This is a genomic window from Halomonas sp. DP1Y21-3 (assembly GCF_019801245.1).
In the GTDB taxonomy this organism is placed as follows: Bacteria; Pseudomonadota; Gammaproteobacteria; order Pseudomonadales; family Halomonadaceae; genus Halomonas; species Halomonas litopenaei.
The window spans coordinates 1-20729 of the sequence record NZ_JAHVJM010000005.1; the positions used below are offsets into that span (position 1 = coordinate 1).

Here is a 20729-nt window from a genome sequence, read left to right on the forward strand (position 1 = left end):
CGCCACCAGGCCGGTGATAAAGGCCAGCGGCAGGCCGGTGACCAGCAGCGCGAAGATGGCGCCGACCAGCAGCAGGGTTCCGTCTGCGATGCTCATCAGTCAGCGCCTCCTTCGGGTGCATCGGGGGCGGGCTTGCCCTTGATCGACTGGATCAGGTGAATCAGCGCCTGGACGCACATGATCGCCACCGCGGCGAGGATCATGCCCTTGACCAAGGCGGGGAACGGCGGGTTCCAGGAGGTGCCGGAGCGCTCCAGCTGCCACTCGCCGAGGGGGTTGTGGGAGGCGCCGTAGAACATCACCCAGGCGGCGTAGGTCATGCCCAGGCAGAAGCCGAAGGTGACCAGGTCATTGAAGCGGTCGAGCCACAGCCGGAACCTCGGGCCCACGGCGTCATAGAGCACCTTGACCCGGATATGGCGGTTGGAGGCCAGCGCGGCCGGGCCGCCGAGACAGAAGCTGACCGCCACCAGCATGACCACGGTCTCGTGGACCCAGGAGGTGGGCGCGCCGAAGCCGTAGCGCATGATCACCTCATAGACGCTGATGGCCATGGCGATAAACACCAGCCAGGCGGCGAACTGGGCCACCCGGACCACGCCACGGTCGAACCGGCTGCGCACCACATCGGGGGCACGCTCGGGCGTCCTGTCCGCCGACGGGTCGGGGTTCGGGCCGTGAGAAGGCTCGGGTGAAGGATCATGCGAAGGCTCGTGCGAAGGCTCTTGTGACGGATCAGGCGGCCGCCCGGCGCCGTCATGTGGCGATCCGGCGGGGGTGTTGTGGGAGGAGGGAGGCGTCATGGTTGCTCCAGGCCGCTGGCGGCGTTGGTCAACAGGTTGAAGGTCACGACCACGGGTGCGGTCAGCAAGTCGTCACGGAGCTGCCCCCCGGTGTCAGCAGGCTGGACCGGGGGGCAGGGCCCCCATCGGGGGCAGGACGGCTGGCGATGCTTACAGTTGGCCGCGGGCGGTCAGGAAGCCGGTGGCGGCGTCGTAGACCTTCTGGGTCATCTCGTTCTTGCCGGCCCACTCCTGCCATTCCTGTTCAGCCGCCTGACGGAAGGCCTTGCGTTCTTCGTCGGGCAGGTCGAACGGGTGAACCTCCGGGTCCGCCTGGAGACGGGCAAGCGCTTCGATGTCCTGGGCCTTGAGTCGGGCGATCAGGTCGTAGGCCATGGCGTCGAAGGCGGTCTCGAGGGTGGTCTGAAGGTCTTCGGGCAGGCCGTCCCAGATATCCTTGTTCACCGATACCGCGATCATCGGCATGGAGTGGAAGCCCGGGTACAGCGGGTAGGGCGCAAAGGCGTGGAGGCCCTGGGCGTCGTTGTTCGACAGCACCGTGGAGTCGGCGGCGTCGATCACGCCCTTCTCAAGGCCGGTGTAGACCTCGGAGCCGGGCAGGTTGACCGGCGTGGCGCCGATGCGCTCGAAGATGTTGTAGACCATGCCCTGGGGCGCACGAATCTTGAGTCCCTCGAAGTCTTCCAGCGACTCGATGGCCACCGTGGACGGGATCGACTCCAGCGGGAAGGTCGCCGCCGCCACCAGATGGGCGCCGTAGGGCTCCACCAGCTCGTTGTAGAGATCCTCGCCGCCGGCGTTGTTCATGAACTCGAGGAAGTCATAGGGGTCGTTCCAGGCGCCCACCAGGTTGCCGAGCATGCCGAAGGCCGGGTTCTGGCCGGAGAAGTAGCTGGGGTCGGTCATATGGCCCTGCAGGATGCCGGAACTCACCGCCTGCAGGGTTTCGGTGGGACCTACCACCGAGTTGATCGGCAACACCTCGATGGCCACACGGCCATCGGTCATGGTCTCGATGCGCTCGGCCCACTCCTGCTTGATCTTGAAGCTCGGCTCGCCGGCGGTCTCGGAGGCCTGGAAGGTCCACTCGTATTCAGCGGCCTGGGCACTGGCGGCAGCAGTGATGGCGATGGATGCCGCACCGATGGAGGCGGCAAGACGGGAAAGCCTGGGGATAGCTCGCATGGTCGATCTCCCTGATGAGAGCGTGATCGTTATTGGTGTGGCGGCAAGTCTTGACCGAGTTGCGAGTATGTTCAACATATACTTTCGTATGTGTGTACTTTGTGGCGCCCGCGACGTAGGCTTGCCCAGGACCCGACGAGCGGGTCGGTATTCTCCATGACGTCAAAGGCCAGCGATTGGCCCGAGACAGCAGGCAGACCGGTTGCCGCTCGCCCCGTGACAGAGTTGAAGGAGCCAGGCAATGGCCGATAGTGATCAGGATTCCCCAAGCGTGGGTGTCGAGGCAGCAAGCGACGAAGCGGCGACCGAAGTGCCCCAGAAGGCACGCTTTCGTAGCGCCGAGTGGTTCGGCAGTGCGGACAAGAACGGCTTCATGTACCGCAGCTGGATGAAGAATCAGGGGATTCCTGACCACGAATTCGATGGCCGCCCGATCATCGGTATCTGCAACACCTTCTCCGAGCTCACGCCGTGCAACGCCCACTTCCGCAAGCTGGCCGAGCACGTCAAGAAGGGCGTGCTGGAGGCGGGCGGCTACCCGGTGGAGTTCCCGGTGTTCTCCAACGGCGAATCCAATCTGCGTCCCACCGCCATGTTCACCCGCAACCTGGCGAGCATGGACGTGGAAGAGGCCATTCGCGGCAATCCGCTGGACGGCGTGGTGTTATTGACCGGCTGCGACAAGACCACTCCGGCGCTGTTGATGGGGGCGGCCAGTTGCGACATCCCGGCCATCGTGGTCACCGGCGGGCCGATGCTCAACGGCAAGCACAAGGGCCGGGATATCGGCTCCGGCACCGTGGTCTGGCAGCTGTCCGAGGAGGTCAAGGCAGGCAAGATCTCGATCCACGACTTCATGGCCGCAGAGGCCGGCATGTCACGCTCCGCCGGCACCTGCAACACCATGGGCACGGCCTCCACCATGGCCTGCATGGCGGAATCGCTGGGCGTTTCACTGCCCCACAATGCGGCGATTCCTGCGGTGGACTCGCGCCGCTATGTGCTGGCACACCTGTCGGGCAATCGCATCGTCGACATGGTCAAGGAGGACCTGCGGTTGTCTCGGGTCTTGACCCGGGAGGCCTTCGAGAATGCCATTCGCACCAACGCCGCCATCGGTGGCTCGACCAATGCGGTGATCCACCTCAAGGCGATCGCCGGACGCATGGGCGTCGAGCTCGAGCTCGATGACTGGAACCGGGTAGGGCGCGGCACCCCGACCATCGTCGACCTGCAGCCGTCGGGGCGCTTTCTGATGGAGGAGTTCTACTACGCCGGCGGGCTTCCGGCGGTGCTGCGGCGCCTCGGTGAGGCAGACCGCCTGCCCCACAAGGAGGCGCTGACGGTCAACGGCCAGACCCTGTGGGACAACGTCAAGGATGCGCCGCTCTACAACGATCAGGTGATTCGTGAGCTGGACAACCCACTGGTGGACGACGGTGGCATGTGCGTGCTGCGCGGCAACCTGGCGCCCAAGGGCGCGGTGCTCAAGCCCTCGGCGGCCAGCCCCGAGCTGATGCGTCACCGTGGTCGCGCGGTGGTGTTCGAGAACTTCGACGACTACAAGGCGCGGATCAATGACCCGGATCTGGAGGTCGATGCCGACAGCGTGCTGGTGATGAAGCACTGCGGTCCCAAGGGCTACCACGGCATGGCCGAGGTAGGCAACATGGGCCTGCCGGCGAAGCTCCTGGCCCAGGGCGTGACCGACATGGTGCGGATCTCGGACGCTCGCATGAGTGGTACCGCCTATGGCACCGTGGTCCTGCATGTGGCGCCGGAGGCGGCGGCCGGCGGTCCCCTGGCGGCGGTAGAGAACGGCGACTGGATCGAGCTGGATGCCTACGACGGGCGCCTGCATCTGGACGTCGACGAGGCCGAGCTCGAGCGGCGCCTGTCCGCCAGCGATCCCACCGAGGCGTCGCGCCGTATCGCCTCCAGCGGTGGCTACCGTCAGCTCTACATCGAGCACGTGCTGCAGGCCGATGAAGGCTGCGACTTCGACTTTCTGGTGGGCTGTCGTGGCGCGGACGTTCCGCGACACTCCCACTGAGCGCCCCGACCTTCGCACCCAATGGCAGACCGTTGCCGCTCGCATGCCGGCGGCAACCGCAGGAGAACACCATGACCCAGCGCCCCCGCCTTACTCCCGACCAGCTGCGTTCCCGCTGGTGGTTCGACAACCCCGACCACCCGGGCACCACCGCGCTGTGCATCGAGCGCTACCTCAACTACGGGGTGACCCTCGATGAGCTGACCTCGGGCAAGCCGATCATCGGCATCGCCCAGTCCGGTTCCGACCTGACCCCCTGCAATCGTCACCACATCGAGCTGGTCAAGCGGGTCAAGGATGGCATTCGCGCCGCCGGCGGGGTGCCCTTCGAGTTCCCCCTGCATCCGATCCACGAGAACGTGCGCCGGCCCACCGCAGCACTGGACCGCAACCTGGCCTACCTGGGCCTGGTGGAAGTGCTGCACGGCTACCCGCTGGACGGCGTGGTGCTGACCACCGGCTGTGACAAGACCACCCCGGCCTGTTTGATGGCGGCGGCGACGGTCAACATTCCGGCCATCGTGCTGTCCGGCGGCCCCATGCTCAACGGCTGGCGGGGCAACGAGCGGGTCGGCTCCGGCACCATCATCTGGGAGCTGAGAAAGCGTCTGGCCGCCGGCGACATCGACTACGCCGAGTTTCTTGCCCGGGCCAGCGACTCGGCGCCTTCGGTGGGCCACTGCAACACCATGGGCACCGCCTCCACCATGAATTCCATGGCCGAGGCGCTGGGCATGAGCCTGCCGGGGTCGGCGATGATTCCCGGGCCCTACAAGGAACGCGCGATGGTCGCCTACGACACCGGCCAGCGCGCGGTCGAGATGGTGTGGCAGGACCTGCGTCCGCTCGACATCCTGACGCGCGAGGCGTTCGAGAACGCGGTGGTGGTGTGTTCGGCGCTGGGTGGATCGTCCAATGCGCCGATTCACGTCAACGCCATCGCCCGCCATGCAGGCGTTGCGCTCGACAACGACGACTGGCAGCGGCTGGGCCACCGGATTCCGCTGCTGGCCAACGTGATGCCGGCCGGTGCCTATCTGGGCGAGGAGTTCCATCGTGCCGGCGGGGTGCCGGCGGTACAGCACGAGCTGCTCGAGCGCGGACTGCTGCACGGCGACGTCACCGGCGTCGACGGTCGTCGCCTGGCCGACAGCATCGCGGGCCGCGAGACCCTGGACGAGGAGGTCATTCGACGCTTCGACAATCCGCTGGTCGAACACGCCGGCTTCCTGAACCTCAAGGGCAACCTGTTCGACTCGGCGCTGATGAAGACCAGCGTGATCTCACCGGACTTCCGCCGGCGTTTTCTCGAGAACCCCGACGACCCGGAGGCCTTCGAGGGCCGGGTGGTGGTGTTCGACGGCTCCGAGGACTACCACGCCCGCATCGACGATCCCGAACTCGGTATCGACGCCAGCACCATCCTGATCATGCGAGGGGCGGGGCCGGTGGGCCACCCTGGCGGTGCCGAGGTGGTCAACATGCAACCGCCGGAGGCGCTGATTCGCCAGGGGATCGAGTCGCTGCCGTGTCTGGGCGACGGACGCCAGTCGGGGACGTCGGGGTCGCCCTCGATCCTCAACGCCTCGCCGGAAGCCGCCACCGGCGGGCCGCTGGCGCTGGTCCAGACCGGCGATCGACTACGCGTGGATCTGGGACGCTGCGAGGTCCGCCTGCTGGTGGACGATGACGAAATCACCCAGCGTCGACAGCGTCTCGACGCCCAGGGCGGCTATCCCTATCCGGCCCACCAGACGCCGTGGCAGGAGATCCAGCGCACCCTGATCGAACCACTGGATCGCGGCATGACCCTGCGCGGCGCCGACGCCTACCGTGACGTGGCGCGCCAGAGTCCGCCCAGGGACAATCACTGAACGACGCACGTCAACCCGTGCTGATCCCCCCAGCCAGCCCGCCCCCGTCGTTGACGGGGGCGGGCTGTTTTGTCGGTGGGTGCCCGGGCAAGTTGACGGGCAGGGTGTCGGATCAGGTTCGTTCGTCATGCCGGCGCAAGGCTCGCCTGACCCAGCGCTCCAGGGTCGAGATCAAGCCCAGCGGCGGAGAGCATGGCAGCACGATCTCGGGTAGCCGAGTCGAACGTCTGCGTCTGCGATCATGCTGGTGCAGGGGAGGATCAAAAGGGCGCATGGTCTACCTCCAGAGTGTGGTTCAACCACCGTCTGCACGGGGTGGCCAGTTCGCAACGTTGGCGCGCGGGCAGGCGGTGAGACGTCGTCGCTGTTCGCGCTCGCAGGAAGCGCATGGCGCACCTCCTTGCGTCCTTTCCCGATCAGTATCGGGATGTCTGCCAGCATGGTCGTCCTCTCTGGTTCATTCCAGCGAAAGTCTCTACACTTTATTTTCAGATAAATTGAAAATAGTAGTGACATGCACAGCGACCATTTGAGCGCACGTCCGTTGCCGCTGCTGGATCTCGACATCGTCCGCAACTTCGTTGCCATCGTGGAACATGGCAGCTTTTCCCGTGCGGCAAAACAGGTGCATCGCACACCCTCTGCCCTGAGCATGCAGGTCAAGACCCTCGAGGCGACGCTCGAACAGCGGCTGCTGCTGCGCCATGCGCGTCGAGTGGTGCCGACGCCCGAGGGCGAAAAGCTTTTGGGCTATGCCCGGCGTCTGTTGCAGCTCAACCACGAGACGGTCTCCCAGTTTCTGCAGGCGCCGCTGCAGGGCGGCGTTCGCCTGGGCACCTCTGACGACGTCGGGACCCGGGTACTGCCGTGGGTGCTTTCGCGGTTTGCGCGGAGCTTTCCCGAGGTCCAGGTGGACGTGACCGTGGCACCGAGCGAGGATCTGGTGGCGCGGCTGGACGCTGGCGAGGTCGACGTGGCGCTGATCACCGCCGGCACGCAAGGCCTGGCTGGCGCCCGGGGTGAGGTGGTCCACCGGGAAGCGCTGGCATGGGTCGGACGCGGAGGAGGGGCGGCGCACCAGCGGCGACCGCTGCCGCTGGCGGTGGCCAACGCCGGCTGTGCCTGGCGAAAGCTTGCCCTGTCGGCGCTGGATGGGGCCAATGTCGACTATCGCATCGCCTACGTCAGCGAGAACTGCGCCGGCCATCTGGCGATACTCGACGCCGACCTGGCGGTGTCCGCCTTGCCTCGCAGCCTGGTGGAGCCGCCACTGGTCACCCTGGCAGAGCCCGAAGGGCTGCCGCCCCTGGGGCACTATCAACTGGTGCTGTTGCGAACACCAGGGGCAACCGCTGCGGTCGACGCCCTGGCCGAAGAAGTGGCCTCGGCGTTCAAGCAGTGGTCAAGCTCCGGCGCCCACCGCCCCGGCCTCCTGGGTGGCTGAAATCCCTGGTCCGGCGGCAGACCGTCTGGCCTGGCCCTGGCCCTGGCACCTGCTCTTGCCCTTGTTCTTGCGATAAGCTGGCGGCCTTTCGTCGGCCCGCCTGACGGTGGCGTGCGTCGACGGGAGGAAGGCAAGAGAGGGGGGAGAGGAAAGAGAGGAAAGAGAGCCAAGAGAGGCAGGAAAGAAGACGGGGGCGCTGATGGAGATGGAAGAGATGGATGAGGGGAAAAGTTGGAGGAGAGGGGAGAGATGGAGCAGATGAAAGCGAAGCCGTTTCGACTAGGCGTGGCCGGCGCCGGCAAGATCGTCCGAGACCAGCATGTGGACGCCATCCGTGCCACCGAAGGACTTGAGCTGGTGGCGTCGGCGGACCCTCATTCGCGCCTGGAGGGCGTGGCGTCCTACGCCAGTCTCGAGGAGATGCTCGACGCCGCGCCGGATATCGACGCCGTGGCGATCTGCACCCCTGCCCATCTGCGCCACAGGCTCGCCAGTCATGCGCTGGCCCGTGGCAAGGCGGTGCTGCTGGAAAAGCCGCCGGGTGCCACCCTGGCCGAGGTGCAGGACCTCAAGGCACAGGCCGAAAAGGCGGGACTTACGCTGTTCGCCGCCTGGCACTCGCGCTTTGCCCCGGGCATCGCCGCGGCCGCTGACTGGCTCGCTGGACGCCGGGTCGAGGGCGTCGATATTCGCTGGCACGAGGACGTGCGGGTGTGGCATCCAGGCCAGGCCTGGCTGTGGGAAGCCGGCGGCATGGGGGTGTTCGATCCGGGCATCAACGCCCTGTCCATCGTTACCGCACTGCTGCCCGATCCGTTCTTCTTGAAGCGGGCCAATCTGGTGGTGCCCGCCAACGCCCAGACACCCATCGCGGCGACGCTTGAATGGCGTACCGCCGATGGCGTCCTGCTGAGCGGTGACTTCGACTTCCGTCACGAGGACCCGCCGTGCTGGGAGATGACCTTCGTCACCGATGGGGGAAGCTTGACCCTGGAGGCGGGGGGCGCCCGCCTGATCGTCGATGGAAAGACGCTGATCGATGAGCCGGAGCGCGAATACCAGGGCGTCTACGCGCACTTCCACAGCTTGCTCGAGACTGGCCACAGCGATATGGACATCACGCCGCTGCAGCAGGTGGCCGACGCCCTGATGCTGGGGCATCGTCAGGCCACCGAGGCCTTCGTCGACGATGATGGCAGCGCGTGAACACGACACTTCGCGTCGATCTCTCGATGACCCACGACGTCGTCGCTCAATTGGTGTGAGCTGAACCTTTCAGAAACAGCGGGTTATTCGTCAGTGGCGAATTCGTCGTGGCGAGCCAGCAGCTGGCACAGTACCTGGGCGGCAGCGCCGCGGGCGGCGGTCGCGAGGCTGTCGTCGAGGATGCGCACCGGAATCGGCGGCGCCTGTGGCAGCAGATGGTTCTGATGACGAGTGAAGAACGCAAGCGCCGGGTCCAGCAGCAGTGCGCCCAGCTTCACCAGCGAGCCACCGATGACGATGCGCTCTGGATTCAGGGTGAGGTGGAGATTGAGCAGCAGCAGGCCCAGGGCTTCCCCTGCCTGGTTGAGGGTCTCGGCCACCAGGTCGGGGTCGCGGTGATGCTTGATGCCTTCGCTCAAGGAGGCGCCGGCCTCGATACCCAGGGCATCACGCAGGGCCCAGCCACTGACCAGGGTCTCGGCGCAGCCGTGGTTACCGCAGTGACACGGCTTGCCCCCCGGCGCCAGGAGTGTGTGGCCGATCTCGCCGGCCAGCCCATGCACGCCGCGAATCACCCGGGGCGGCGTGCCTTGCACCACCAGCCCGCTGCCGATCCCGGTAGCCGCGCTGACGTACAACAGTGAGGACGGCGTCGCGGCCTCCTGGCCGCTGGACGGGCTGCAATAGAGCTCGCCAAAGGCCGCCGCCTTGGCCTCGTTGTCCATGCACCAGAATCGTCTCGAATCATCGTCGAGTTCCGGCAGGCGCTGCCTGAGCATCTCGAGCAGCGGGACGTCTCGCCAGCCCAGGTTGGGCGCCAGGCTAAGCCGCGACTGCTCCGGCGACGTCGGCCCCGGCACCGCCAGTCCCACACCGAGCAGTGTCCTGTGTGAAAGCGCCGTCCGGATAAGCTCGCGCACCATGGGCACGATCTGATCCAGGGTATCGTCTGGCCGGGTCGGCACCACGGCCTGGTGTCGCTGGGCCAGGATCTGGCCATGAAAGTTGATGGCCAGCACGTGCAGGCCATGGACCCCGATCTCGATGCCCAGGATGGCATGGCTGTCGGGATTGAGGGACAGCGCCCGTCCGGGGCGGCCGCTACCCCCGCGCAGCAGATCGCCTTCGACCAGCCAGCCCTGGTCCAGCAGCGTCTGCACGGCGGCGCCGACGGTTACCTTGGTCAGGGCGGTGCGCTGGGCAAGCTCGGCACGGGTCAGCCCGGGCTGGCGGCGCAGCCACTCCAGCAGAGAGGCGCGGTTGCGTGACTTGAGCGCACCAAGGTCGCCGGCGGTGGAAGAGGCGGTCATGAACGAAAGTCTCCGACCCTGTCAGGGATGGGGAAGGTCGCGTCGAGTGTATCAAGGCGGGCGACGGGCCGCAGCGCCGGACTTTAGGGCTTGTCTGAAAAGTGCCTGCGCTCGGTAATACGGCGTTAAAAATCGGCTGGTGCGCCAGCCCGGTCAAAATGCTCATTTACACCCCGTAAACTGCGCTTTCTCACCGATTTTTGCCTTGTCTAACCTTCGCTCGTCGACTTTTCGGACAGCGCCTAGCGCCGTACAGTAGCGCCCGACTGCATCGCCCGACTGCATCGCCCGACTGCATCGCCCGACTGCATCGCCCGACTGCATCGCCCGGCTACATCGGCCGAACAAGGATCCTGAGTGAATCCGTGCGACGCCTGTGCCGCTTTTCAGAAGAGCACTGGATTTCAGAAGAGCACCGGGCGCCATCAAGCACCTTTCCGCTGGGAGGCTTCTGTTCGACATAAGTGCAATGGCACATGGCGTCCGACTCGACAAGACTGTGCACTTAGTTAGGACAAATTACTAACGAGATATTAGTAAAGAGAAGTAACAAACATCTCTCGTCGAACGAACGGATCTCGCCAGACGAAAGGCTTCGCCAATCGAAAGACTTCGCCGATCGAAAGGCGAAAGAGGTGACGCGCGCCGCCTCCAACAGGCCAAGCCGATACGTCGATGAGCGCAGGCGCTTCCAGGCAAGTCCTGGATGGCTTAGGTACAACCCCTACAACAGCAACGGGAGTCACGCTGACATGACGAAGGAATCTCGAGCGCCGGTGGCGCTTTATCCAGGCCTTGCGGGCAGGCGGGTGGTCATCACCGGTGGCGGCTCGGGAATTGGAGAGGGGCTGGTGGAAGCCTTTGTCGAGCAGGGCGCCGAAGTGCACTTTCTCGACCTCGCCGAGGCGCCATCACAGGCGCTGGTGGCGCGTCTGACCGAGCAGGGTGCCGGCCGCGATCGGCTGCAATTCCATCACTGTGACCTGACCGATCTGGCGCGTCTCGACGAGGTGCTGAGCGCGATCGGTGATGTCGATGTGCTGGTCAACAACGCGGCCAATGACGATCGCCATCGTCTGGCGGACATCACCCCGGCCTATTTCGACGAACGCATCGCCGTGAACCTCCGCCACCTGGTGTTCGCCACCCAGGCGGTGGCGCCGGGCATGGCCAGGCGTGGCGGCGGAGCGGTGATCAACCTCGGCTCGATCAGCTGGCACCTGGGCCAGGCAGGCCTGGCGCTCTACGAGACGGCCAAGGCCGGTATCGAGGGGCTGACCCGGGCGCTGGCCCAGGAACTGGGTGAACAGGGCATCCGGGTCAACTGCGTGATCCCCGGCAACATCAAGACGCCGCGCCAGTCACGCTGGTACAGCGCCGAACAGGAGGCCCAGATCGTCGCCGAGCAGAAGCTCAAGGTGCGCCTCGAGCCTCATCACGTCGCGGCGATGGTGGTGTTTCTCGCTTCCGACGCGGCCAGCGGCTGTACCGCGCACAACCACTGGGTGGACGCCGGCTGGCTGTGACCCAGCCTTTTTTCAACTGCGATATCACAACAACAAGGAGTTCAGCATGCCTATCGTATCCTCACCGGCGGACGCCGCCTCGCTCAAGCGACAACGCTATGTGTTCGCCATCTGCTGTATCGCCGCCATCGGCGGTTTTCTGTTCGGCTTCGACAGCGGCGTGATCAACGGCACCGTCGATGGTCTGCAGACGGCCTTCGACTCCGACAGCGTCGGCACCGGCTTCAACGTGGCCTCGATGCTGCTGGGTTGCGCCATCGGTGCCTTCTTCGCCGGCCGCCTGGCCGATCGCTACGGCCGTCGTGCGCTGCTGATCGTGTCGGCGGTGTTCTTTCTGGTCAGCGCCTGGGGCTCCGGGGTGGCGACCGGCTCGCTGGAGTTCGTGATCTACCGGGTGCTTGGCGGCATGGCGGTGGGCGCGGCCAGCGTGATGACGCCGGCCTACATCAGCGAGGTGGCGCCGGCCGAGCGGCGCGGACGGCTGGCCACGATCCAGCAGGTGGCGATCATCTCGGGGCTGTTTATCGCCTTCGTCAGCAACTATGTGCTGGCCAAGATCGCCGGCGCCTCCACCGCCAGTCTGTGGTTCGGCTTCGACGCCTGGCGCTGGATGTTCTGGATCGAGATGCTGCCGGCGGCGATCTTTCTGCTGGCACTGCTGGGTATCCCGGAGAGCCCGCGTTTTCTGATCAGCCGCGGACGCGACGACAAGGCGACACGGGTGCTGGTCACCCTGCTCGGCGAGCAGGCGGGGCAGGCCAAGGTCGCCGAGATCAAGGCGTCGCTGAACGCCGACCATGTGCCGAGCCTCAGGGATCTGATCAACGCCACCAGTGGCAAGGTGCACGGCATCGTCTGGGTCGGTATCGGGCTGGCGGTGTTCCAGCAGCTGGTCGGGATCAACGTGGTGTTCTACTACGGTGCGGTGCTGTGGCAGGCGGTGGGCTTCTCCGAGGGTGATGCCCTGCTGATCAACGTGATCAGCGGTGCGGTGTCCATCGGCGCCTGTCTGATCGCCATCGCGCTGATCGACCGCATCGGTCGCAAGCCGCTCTTGTGGGCCGGTTCAGTGGGCATGGCGCTGACCCTGTGTCTATTGGCCTACGCCTTCTCCACCGCCAGCATGGTAGACGGAAAGCTGGCCTTGGCCGGTGACATGGGGGTGCTGGCGCTGCTGGCGGCCAACGCCTATGTGCTGTTCTTCAATGTGTCCTGGGGGCCGGTGATGTGGGTGATGCTCGGTGAGATGTTCCCCAATCAGGTGCGCGGTTCGGGACTGGCGGTCTCGGGGCTGTTCCAGTGGCTGGCCAACTTCGCCATCACCATGACCTTCCCGATCATGCTGGCGGGAATCGGCCTTGCCGGGGCCTATGGTGTCTACGCCTTCTTCGCGGCCTGCTCAGTGGTGTTCGTGATGAAGTGGGTCAAGGAGACCCGTGGACGGGAGCTTGAGCAGATGGCCTACGAGTAACCCATGCGTTCGGGTTGGGCAGCAGGCGGGTTGCCCATGGTGAACGGGGCTGTCGTCCTGCATCTTAGGTGCCACGCCTGCTGATGGTGGGACCCCGGCGAGATCAAGGCGCCGGGGTCTTGTCGTCTCCAGTGGCCTCGGCGATGCCACGCTGGACGCGATGGTACAGCGAGACCAGCATCAGCACCGCCATCAGCCAGAATACCGCTGCGATAAACCAGCCTGCCGCCAGGCCCACCGCCACCACCAGGGCGAGCATGCCGATGACCAGGGCGCGATCGCTCTTGCCCATGGGGCCATCATAGCGACGGGTGGCGCCGACCAGGGGGCCCATGACGCCGGCGTACTCGACGATGATCGCCAGCACCATGGCGATCAGGACGGCGCCGGGGCCCGTCTCGGGCAGCAACGCGAAGGGAACGAACAGGGCGGCGTCCGAGACCACGTCGCAAAGCTCGTTGAGATAGCCGCCCAGGGCCGTCTGCTGGCCGTGTTCACGGGCGAGCATGCCGTCGATGGCGTTGAGCGCCATACGCAGGGGAAGCCACAGTGCGATCAGTACGAACCAGAGCTGCGTCTGCACGTTGAGGCCAACCACTGCCGCCACCAGCAGTGACAGCACGGCGGCCAGCAGGGTGACCTGATTGGCGCTGACGCCACGCTGGTGAAGGCGGCCCACCAAGGGACGCAGCAGGGCTTGAAAACGAGGCTTGAAATCATACACGGAGGCCATGTCAAAGGTCCTTTTTGACGGGCTAGGCGAGGGGGACGGGGCTGGCGGGTGCGTGGGCTGCGCCAGGCCGCCAGCATAGCATGGCGGCTCCCACAGGGCCTTGACTAGCCGGTAGGAGGCAACTCCAGGTCGCTGCCGAGCACCGAGTCGCCGGGCTTGATGCCCAGGGCATCGGCGGTACCGGCGAGCACCGCCTGGGCGGCGCGAAAGGCGTCCTGGGGACGCCGCGTGCGTATCGCCTCCATCAGCTCGCGGTGACGCTCGAGGCTGTCCTCGGGGTCGCTGGCGCTTTCGTTGGAGGTCTCGATCAGCAGGTAGATCGAGGGGCGCAGGATATGCGAGAGCTGGGACCAGACGATATTGCGGGTGGCCTTGAAGATGGCCACATGGAAGGCGATGTCGTGATCGCTGTGCAAGCGCTTGGCGTCGCCCTCGGCGGCGTTCATGGCGCTTTCCATGCCCTCGAAGGCCTCCTCGATGGCGACCAGATCGCGGGCCGTCGCGCGGCGGGCGGCGGTCATCGCCACGTAGGGCTCGACGTCGAGGCGGAAGCTCAGGATCTCGCGCTGGATCTCGGGGTTGGGAGCCGCGTAACGGGTCATCCAGTCGGTGACCGACGGGTCGAGGATGTTCCAGGCCTCGACCTCGCGCACCTTGGAGCCGTGGCCGGAAATGCGCTCGATGATGCCCACGTCCACCAGCTGGCGCAGGTCGCTCCTGACCGCCGAACGGTTCAGCGCAAACTGTTCGGCCAGGTCGACCTCCTTGGGCACGAAGTCGCCGGGGCGATAGCGTCCGCCGAAGATGGCCTCGGCCAGGTAGTCGGCCACGCTGGGGCGTTTGCTGTTGCTGCGAGATGGGACGGCCACTGACTTGCTCCTGGCGAATGCAGTGACGATGCTAGCGAATGTGCAACATAGTGACAATGCGCCTTAGTGACAACGCGGCACAGCGACAACGGGGCATAGCGACAATAGGGCACAGTGGCAGCGCTGGTGGGCTCGCGGGCAGGCAGTCTAGAGGGAACCGTCTTCTCAGAAGCCGCTCTCGCGGATCACCACCGAAGCGAGCCAGGTAGTGAACTGGCCGACCAGGCTCTGACGCTCGGCGTCGATGTGCAATTGGCCAGCGGCCTGCCTGCCGCCTGTCCAGGGGCTGTCCAGGCGGGCTTCGATCGCGATCAGCGCGCGTTCAAGACGCAACTTGCCGCGCTCCTCCGGGTCCTCGTAGATGGACAACGGGCCGCCGTGGCGCGCCGCCAGCAGGGGGTGACTCAGGTGCTCGGCGCGGGTGGCACCGATGCTGGTGACGTGTCCGGCCAGTGCTCGGGTGTGGCCCTCCACCAGAAAGCGCACCCGGGCACCAGGACTCAGGCGGTGGACCTCGTCCTGAGGCACGTAGGCATCGATGACCCAGGTCGAGGGGTCCACCAGTACGCCCAGCGGCTCTCGGGTCGCGACCCATTGCCCCGGCGTCTGTTGGCGATCGAAGCGCTGCCATTCGCCGGCGAAGGGGGCGTTGATGACCAGTCGCTGCTGCTCCCGCCGGGCGGCCTCTCGTCCGCTTTCGCTGACGCGGTGTAGCGCCAGGGTAGCGCTGTCGCGATTACGCCCATCGTCGGCGTCGAGCAGCCCCGCCAGTTCGGCCTCCAGCAGGTCGAGCTCGCTGTCCTGGGCCAGCTCGCGACGTCGGATATCCGGCTCGCTCAGCCGCACCAGGGCCGCCTCTCGCTCGACCCGCCCGGAGGCGGCGATGGTCTCCAGGCGTGCGGGAAACGGCGAGTACAGGGTCAGTTCGCGCTCGGCGTGGAGCACGCCAGGCCCGCTGACGCGGGTCTGCAGGGGCAGGCAGGCCAGCAACAGCAGGGAGCCGAGGGCGAACAGCCAGGCCAGGCGAAAGCGCCGGGGGACGGCGCGGCGATGGGACCACCAGTGCTGCAATTCTCGGGTGACGGGCATCAGGATGAACCAGGCTATTTCCACGGCGAACAGGACGATGCCCAGCGCCTTGAAGAACAGATGATAGACGGCCAGGGCGATGCCGAGGAACAGCACCAGTCGATACAGCCAGGTGGCGAAGGCGAACAGCACCAGCGAACGTCGCTGATGACGGGGGAAGGGGTCCGGCCAGGCCTCGTCGAGCCCCAGCAGTCGCCGGCGTAGCCACACGCGGGCCTGGGCGCCGGCGCGCTCGTGCAGGTTGGGGAAGTCGAGCAGATCGGTCAGCACGAAGTAGCCGTCGAAGCGCATGAAGGGACTTGCGTTGATCGCCAGGCTCAGCACCCAGCTGGTGGTGGCCAGATACAACAGCGCCGAGTTGACGGCGCCCGGCTCGGTCAGCACCCAGCCAAGGGTCGCCAGGCCTGCCAGGCCAAGCTCCACCAGCATGCCCGCCGACGAGATCGCCAGCCGCGATCGGCTGCGCCTGAGTTTCCAGCTCTCGCCGGTGTCGGTGTAGAGCATCGGCCACAGCACGATAAAGGCGACGCCCATATGCGCCACCTTTACCCCCAGCCGGGTCGCCACCAGGGCATGGCCGAGTTCGTGGCAGGCCTTGGCCACCACCAGCGCACAGGCGAAACTGAGTATGCCCGACAGCGAGAAGGCGTCCATCACCGCGTGGGTAAAGTGGTCCCAGCGGCGCACCACCAGCACCAGCCCGAGCAGTCCGAGCAACAGCACCGCCGTGACCATGCCACGGCTGAACAGCCAGGGCAGGGCGCGCACCACGGCGCCAAGAAAGCGCTGCGGGCGCACCAGCGGCAGGCGAAAGAACAGATAGTGATGCAGCCACCAGGACAGCTTGCGCCAGGCGGCGCCTGTGGCGGCCTCGCGGGCCATGCGGTCGGTAGCGTCGGGCCCGGCCCGCAAGAGACGGTGATGCTCGAGAAAGTCCACTAGTTCGAGCACCTGCTCGAGCGACGGCTGCATCGGCGTCTGGGCGGCGATCTCGTCGCGAATCCGCGCGGGACTCGCCCCCCAGCGCGCCAGACACTCGAACTCGAGCCAGCCGATCCGGTAGAAGCGATTGGTCACCGGGTCCTGGATCGACCACTGGGGCTCGCCGTGGCGATCACGGCCCGCATCCACCAGCACCAGGTCCTCGCGCAGCGGTGGCGGCGAACGATCCGAGCGTTCATCGACGCCGGCGGTGTGATGGGCCATCGTCGCGGTAAAGGGGCTGGCGTTGGCTTCCGTGGGGGAGGCAGCCGCGCTATGGGAAGCCCCCGGGCCATGGCTTGCGGGTGTCGCTGAGGCCATGGCTACCACCCCGTCCAGGCGCGCAGGGCCGACAGCGGCCGGCGCAGCAGGTAGTAGCCGAGACTGACCTCTTCGCCGTAGACCTTGGCGGTGCCGTGCAGCCCCAGGCGTACCTTGTTCGCTGTCGAGTCGGCCTGGGTATTGGTCCCCTGGTCGAGGCTCTGTCCGGCGCTGTCTTTCACCTTGGTCGGCGCAAGCTCGGCCAGCAGGCGATAGGCGGCGACGCCATCTGCGTCGGTCGAGGCTTCGTAGCTGGTCTGGGTGAGGCGCGCGCCGATCGGTTCCAGCGGACGGGCGCTGAGGAATACCTTGACCTCGGCCCCCGCTGCCAGGGTGATGGCGTCGGCGGCGGCCAGCTGGATCTCCACCGCCGGCTGATCGGGGTCGGCCAGGCGCAGGATGCGCTCGCCGGTGGCGACGGGGCGTCCTTCCCAGTCGTCGGGGTCGCTGTAGACCGCAACTCCCGCCGTCGGAGCCGTCACCAGGGTGCGTTCGAGCCTGGCCTCCAGTGCCTCCAGTTCGGCCAGGCGCTGTGCCTGCTGGCGCCTCAGGCGACTTATGTCGGCGAGCCGTGAGCGGTCGTCGAAGGCCAGGTTGCCGGCGGCGTCGAGCTCGGCGCTGGCCACCTCGAGCTGACGCCTGAGTACCTCGGCGCGGCCTTCGAGTTCGCTACGATCCAGGCGAAACAGGGGGGTGCCGGCCTCGACGCGTGAGTTGGGTTCCACCAGCATCTCGGCCACCACACCGTCCAACGGGCTGGTGATGGCGGCGCTGTCCAGCGACACGATCTCGGCCGGGGCCAGGGCCGACTGGCGCACCGGCAGGAACATCGCGGCGATCACTGCAACCAATAACAGCCAGCCGAGCCGACGACGCGGTAGCTGCCAGGCGCGGCGGCGTGGCGCCAGGGCCTGCCAGCAGTAGCGCCAGGTGGCGGCCAGGCCACCGAGCTGCTGGCGCAGCGCCTGGGGCGGTGGCTGCTCGAGCAGAAACAGCGCCCAGGCATGGTCGGTGGACGACTTTCGGTCGACGTCGGCGCCGCCGGGACCCAGCGGCACCAGCCACAGCACCTCTGGCCACCACTGGGCCCAGCCCTCGGCCAGGTCCTCGGGGAGTTCCAGTTGATCGCGCAGCAGCAGCCTGGGGCCATCGATGTCGTGTTGATCGAGCAGCCAGGCGCTGAGCCTTTCCACCCAGTTGACGAAGGGGGTGCGCTCGGTGGGCGTGGCCAGCCCCGAGACACAGCGAAGCTTGACCGCGCCCCGGGCACGGCCTTCCAGCACCAGGGCCTGACGAAAGCGCAGCAGCGGATAGGGGTCGTTGGCGATGGAGAAGGCCAGGGTGGTGCGTGAGTCGGCGTCCAGCGCGCGATCTCGCAGGGCCAGGCTCAACGACGCCAGCGACACCGGGCGTGGGTGTTCGCTGGCGCTCATGGCGTGCCTTCGTCGCTGTCCTCTGTGGTGGGCGATTCGGCCACCAGGGTGGCACGCCCGGTCATGCCCGGCATCAGCTCGTCATGGGCCTGGTCGAGGCGTGCCTCGAGCTCGACGGTCTGGGCCACCGCATCGATGCGGGCACTCACCGCGCTGAGCGTGGCGGCGTAGCGCTTGCCGGTCTCGCTGACGTCAAGACTGACTGGCTGGCCTTCGCCGAGCTCGGCCAGGTGCGCCGAGGGGGCATTGAGCCGGACCTTGAGAGGGCCATCACCGACCAGATCGGCGATCGGCGTACCGGCGGCCATGGTCTGAAAGGGCTTGACGTGAACCGCTGCGATGCGCCCGGCGAAGGGCGCCTTCAAGGTACAGCGATCGCGCTGGACGGCGGCAAGGTTCAAGGCGCTCTGGGCCTTGTCGACCTCCGCGCGGGCCAGCGCCACCTCGAGATCGCCCACTGCGTCCAGGCGGCGCAGGCGGTCCTTGGCCTGGCTGTTGAGCCGGGCCACGCCGAGTTCGGTATTGGCCACGTTGACCCGGGCCTGTTCGATTCGACAGTCGAAGCGGGCAAGCACATCGCCCTCGGCCACCGTAGCACCCAGCGACACGGCCAGCTCGTCCAGGGTGCCTTCCATGCGGCTGGACAGGGTCGCCTCCTGCTGGGGGGCCAGCAGGGCGCGCATGGTCAGCTCGCTCCGGCTTTGCTGGGTCGATTGCTGTGCCGACTGCTGGGTCGATTGAGGTGCCGACTGCTGGGCCGATGCCAGCGCCGAAAGCCCGAGCAGGGGCAGGGCGAGACCGAGGAGCATCCCGGCCGAGCGCGGGCGAAGACGACTAGACGGCATCGGTGCCCCCCTCATCGGCGCCCGTCCCAGGCTGCGGGCGACGCGGCTCCAGGGTGGGCCCGCCGGCTGGTGCCGGTGGCTGGCCCGGGTGAGGCGCAATGATGCCCTGGCGCTCGTGGGTGGTCATGATCCGCTCGATCTCGCTGGCCAGGGTCTGTACATCGTGCTGGGCGACGGTCTCGGGCAGCACGTCCAGGCCCACCGAGTTGAACAACCGGCCCCAGGCGGCCTGGGCGCGGGAGTAGGCCGCCTTGCGCTGGTACTGGGACAGCAGATAGCGGCTCTCGGCGCGAATCACCTCAAGCTCCGAGCCGATGGAAGAGGAGGCCGCGGCCTTGGCGTAGGCCAGCAGGTCCTCGTCCACCTCGAGGCTCTCGTCGCTGTACTCGAGCTCTTCGCGGGCCAGGTGGTAGCGCAGGGCGCCCACCCGAACCTGGGTCAGGACCGCCATGGACAGCGCGGTACGGCGCAGGTTGTCGGCGTCACCCTGGGTGTCCTGGGCTTCGTTCAGATCGGGATAGGACAACAGCTTCAACAGGTTCAGGGACACATTGACGCCGGTCTCGGTCCAGTCGTTGTTGTACAGGTAGTCGTTGGAGTCATACTCGATGCCCGCGCTGACCGTGACGTTGGGCCACAGCCTGAGCTTGGCGGCTTCCAGGTCGTTCTGGTTGACCCGCTTGCGGTACCACTCCTCCATGATCTCCGGGCGGTGCTGCAGCGCCAGCTGTTCCAGGCGCTCGATATCGCTGACGTCCGGGGGAAGATCCGGTTCCGGTTCGTCGGCCAGGATCAGGCGGGTACCGGGGGGCAGCGACATCAGCGCGGCCAGTTCGGTCTTGGCCAGCTCCAGATCCTGGCGGCGCGCGGTCAGCAGGGTGGTGGAGTCGAGCAGGGCGCGCTGGTAGGCCAGCACCTCCTGGCGTGGCAGCAATCCCTGGCGCTGGGCCTCACGGGCGGCGTCCAGCGCTACCTCGGTGCGCGCCAGCAGTACATTGAGGCGAGGAATCAGGCGTTGGGCGGCCAGCGCCCGCCAGTAGGCGTTGCGCACGTCGCGCAGCACGTTCTGGGCGACCTTGCGCCGACGTTCCTCGGCCATCAGCATCTGGTCGGCCTTCTGCTGGTTCTCGTAGTAGGCCAGGCCGAAGTCGAGCAGACTCCAGGACAGGCCAAGGCCCGCGGTGGAGCGGTAGCGCTGCTCCGAGGTGGAGGGGCGCAGGCTTTCCTCGCCGTCTTCGATACCGATGGAGGTGCCACCGGAGTCATTGCTGCGATCACTGTAGCCGGCCTCGGCGACGATGCGTGGCAGCAGTTCATGGCGCGAGACGTCACGCAGGTTCGAGGCCAGGGCGCTTTCCATCAGCTTCAGGCGATAGTCGAGGTTGTACTTGAGTGCCCGGGCGGCGGCCTCGTAGAAGGTAACCGGCTGATTGAGCGGCTCCTGCAGGCGATACATCTGGGCCTGGTCGCTGATCGCCCGCTGACGGATCTCGGTGGCGTCGAAGGGCTGGGGCTCGAGGCTGGAGCAGGCACTCAGGGTCAGGCCGGCGGTGACCGCCAGCGTGGTGAGCGGTAGTCGATGCATG

The 20729-nt window shown here is 66.7% G+C and carries 15 protein-coding genes; 6 read left to right on the forward strand and 9 right to left on the reverse strand.

Going from position 1 to position 20729, the window contains the following annotated elements:
- Positions 1 to 95: 95 nt before the first annotated feature.
- Together KUV74_RS14810 and KUV74_RS14815 are read right to left on the reverse strand one after the other, a co-directional pair.
- A complete protein-coding gene (locus tag KUV74_RS14810) occupies positions 96 to 803 on the reverse strand; it encodes a TRAP transporter small permease subunit (RefSeq protein ID WP_222516728.1) in 708 nt (235 codons plus the stop codon).
- A 150-nt stretch (positions 804 to 953) separates the two neighbouring features.
- Positions 954 to 1988 (reverse strand): TRAP transporter substrate-binding protein, encoded by a 1035-nt coding sequence (locus KUV74_RS14815; RefSeq protein WP_108133327.1) that lies wholly within the window; start codon positions 1986 to 1988, stop codon positions 954 to 956.
- Between the two features lie 241 nt (positions 1989 to 2229).
- On the opposite strand from KUV74_RS14815, the gene KUV74_RS14820 reads away from it, so the two are divergent.
- From KUV74_RS14820 to KUV74_RS14835, 4 genes are all read left to right on the forward strand, one after another.
- Positions 2230 to 4041, forward strand: coding sequence for an IlvD/Edd family dehydratase (locus KUV74_RS14820; RefSeq protein WP_253029530.1), 1812 nt, complete (start codon positions 2230 to 2232; stop codon positions 4039 to 4041).
- A 71-nt stretch (positions 4042 to 4112) separates the two neighbouring features.
- The gene (locus KUV74_RS14825) at positions 4113 to 5915 is read left to right on the forward strand and encodes an IlvD/Edd family dehydratase (protein ID WP_222516729.1); all 1803 of its coding nucleotides are present in this window, start codon (positions 4113 to 4115) and stop codon (positions 5913 to 5915) included.
- Positions 5916 to 6429: 514 nt separating this feature from the next.
- On the forward strand, positions 6430 to 7359 hold the full coding sequence (locus KUV74_RS14830; protein WP_222516730.1) for a LysR substrate-binding domain-containing protein: 930 nt from the start codon (positions 6430 to 6432) through the stop codon (positions 7357 to 7359).
- Positions 7360 to 7617: 258 nt separating this feature from the next.
- Positions 7618 to 8565 carry a Gfo/Idh/MocA family protein gene (locus KUV74_RS14835; RefSeq protein WP_222516731.1) on the forward strand — a complete coding sequence of 316 codons (948 nt, stop codon included), beginning with the start codon at positions 7618 to 7620 and terminating at the stop codon, positions 8563 to 8565.
- 83 nt (positions 8566 to 8648) lie between these two features.
- On the opposite strand, the gene KUV74_RS14840 is transcribed toward KUV74_RS14835, so the two are convergent.
- On the reverse strand, positions 8649 to 9875 hold the full coding sequence (locus KUV74_RS14840) for an ROK family protein (RefSeq protein ID WP_222516732.1): 1227 nt from the start codon (positions 9873 to 9875) through the stop codon (positions 8649 to 8651).
- A 752-nt stretch (positions 9876 to 10627) separates the two neighbouring features.
- Here KUV74_RS14840 and KUV74_RS14845 point away from each other — a divergent pair.
- Both KUV74_RS14845 and KUV74_RS14850 read left to right on the forward strand, forming a co-directional pair.
- A complete protein-coding gene (locus KUV74_RS14845; RefSeq protein WP_222516733.1) occupies positions 10628 to 11401 on the forward strand; it encodes an SDR family NAD(P)-dependent oxidoreductase in 774 nt (257 codons plus the stop codon).
- A 46-nt stretch (positions 11402 to 11447) separates the two neighbouring features.
- A complete protein-coding gene (locus KUV74_RS14850) occupies positions 11448 to 12872 on the forward strand; it encodes a sugar porter family MFS transporter (RefSeq protein ID WP_045994536.1) in 1425 nt (474 codons plus the stop codon).
- Positions 12873 to 12975: 103 nt separating this feature from the next.
- On the opposite strand, the gene KUV74_RS14855 is transcribed toward KUV74_RS14850, so the two are convergent.
- From KUV74_RS14855 to KUV74_RS14880, 6 genes are all read right to left on the reverse strand, one after another.
- The gene (locus KUV74_RS14855) at positions 12976 to 13605 is read right to left on the reverse strand and encodes a CDP-alcohol phosphatidyltransferase family protein (RefSeq protein WP_045994537.1); all 630 of its coding nucleotides are present in this window, start codon (positions 13603 to 13605) and stop codon (positions 12976 to 12978) included.
- 104 nt (positions 13606 to 13709) lie between these two features.
- Entirely contained in the window at positions 13710 to 14474 is a 765-nt protein-coding gene (locus tag KUV74_RS14860) for a FadR/GntR family transcriptional regulator (protein ID WP_231498686.1), read from the reverse strand.
- A gap of 165 nt (positions 14475 to 14639) precedes the next feature.
- Positions 14640 to 16865, reverse strand: a complete 2226-nt coding sequence (locus KUV74_RS14865; RefSeq protein WP_222516734.1) for an HlyD family efflux transporter periplasmic adaptor subunit — start codon at positions 16863 to 16865, stop codon at positions 14640 to 14642.
- A gap of 2 nt (positions 16866 to 16867) precedes the next feature.
- Positions 16868 to 18298: an efflux RND transporter periplasmic adaptor subunit gene (locus tag KUV74_RS14870; protein ID WP_222516735.1), complete on the reverse strand. Its 1431-nt coding sequence runs from the start codon at positions 18296 to 18298 to the stop codon at positions 16868 to 16870.
- Positions 18295 to 19143: an efflux RND transporter periplasmic adaptor subunit gene (locus tag KUV74_RS14875; RefSeq protein ID WP_222516736.1), complete on the reverse strand. Its 849-nt coding sequence runs from the start codon at positions 19141 to 19143 to the stop codon at positions 18295 to 18297. Before KUV74_RS14875 ends, KUV74_RS14870 begins: the two co-directional genes overlap by 4 nt.
- Positions 19133 to 20728: a TolC family protein gene (locus KUV74_RS14880; RefSeq protein ID WP_222516737.1), complete on the reverse strand. Its 1596-nt coding sequence runs from the start codon at positions 20726 to 20728 to the stop codon at positions 19133 to 19135. Before KUV74_RS14880 ends, KUV74_RS14875 begins: the two co-directional genes overlap by 11 nt.
- Between the last annotated feature and the right edge of the window lies 1 nt (position 20729).

What these genes read in the sequence shown, in the direction of transcription:
- KUV74_RS14810 (WP_222516728.1), bottom strand. Translation starts at nt 803, where the DNA reads ATGACGCCTCCCTCCTCCCACAACACCCCCGCCGGATCGCCACATGAC.
- KUV74_RS14815 (WP_108133327.1), bottom strand. Translation starts at nt 1,988, where the DNA reads ATGCGAGCTATCCCCAGGCTTTCCCGTCTTGCCGCCTCCATCGGTGCG.
- KUV74_RS14820 (WP_253029530.1), top strand. Translation starts at nt 2,230, where the DNA reads ATGGCCGATAGTGATCAGGATTCCCCAAGCGTGGGTGTCGAGGCAGCA.
- KUV74_RS14825 (WP_222516729.1), top strand. Translation starts at nt 4,113, where the DNA reads ATGACCCAGCGCCCCCGCCTTACTCCCGACCAGCTGCGTTCCCGCTGG.
- KUV74_RS14830 (WP_222516730.1), top strand. Translation starts at nt 6,430, where the DNA reads ATGCACAGCGACCATTTGAGCGCACGTCCGTTGCCGCTGCTGGATCTC.
- KUV74_RS14835 (WP_222516731.1), top strand. Translation starts at nt 7,618, where the DNA reads ATGAAAGCGAAGCCGTTTCGACTAGGCGTGGCCGGCGCCGGCAAGATC.
- KUV74_RS14840 (WP_222516732.1), bottom strand. Translation starts at nt 9,875, where the DNA reads ATGACCGCCTCTTCCACCGCCGGCGACCTTGGTGCGCTCAAGTCACGC.
- KUV74_RS14845 (WP_222516733.1), top strand. Translation starts at nt 10,628, where the DNA reads ATGACGAAGGAATCTCGAGCGCCGGTGGCGCTTTATCCAGGCCTTGCG.
- KUV74_RS14850 (WP_045994536.1), top strand. Translation starts at nt 11,448, where the DNA reads ATGCCTATCGTATCCTCACCGGCGGACGCCGCCTCGCTCAAGCGACAA.
- KUV74_RS14855 (WP_045994537.1), bottom strand. Translation starts at nt 13,605, where the DNA reads ATGGCCTCCGTGTATGATTTCAAGCCTCGTTTTCAAGCCCTGCTGCGT.
- KUV74_RS14865 (WP_222516734.1), bottom strand. Translation starts at nt 16,865, where the DNA reads ATGGCCTCAGCGACACCCGCAAGCCATGGCCCGGGGGCTTCCCATAGC.
- KUV74_RS14870 (WP_222516735.1), bottom strand. Translation starts at nt 18,298, where the DNA reads ATGAGCGCCAGCGAACACCCACGCCCGGTGTCGCTGGCGTCGTTGAGC.
- KUV74_RS14875 (WP_222516736.1), bottom strand. Translation starts at nt 19,143, where the DNA reads ATGCCGTCTAGTCGTCTTCGCCCGCGCTCGGCCGGGATGCTCCTCGGT.
- KUV74_RS14880 (WP_222516737.1), bottom strand. Translation starts at nt 20,728, where the DNA reads ATGCATCGACTACCGCTCACCACGCTGGCGGTCACCGCCGGCCTGACC.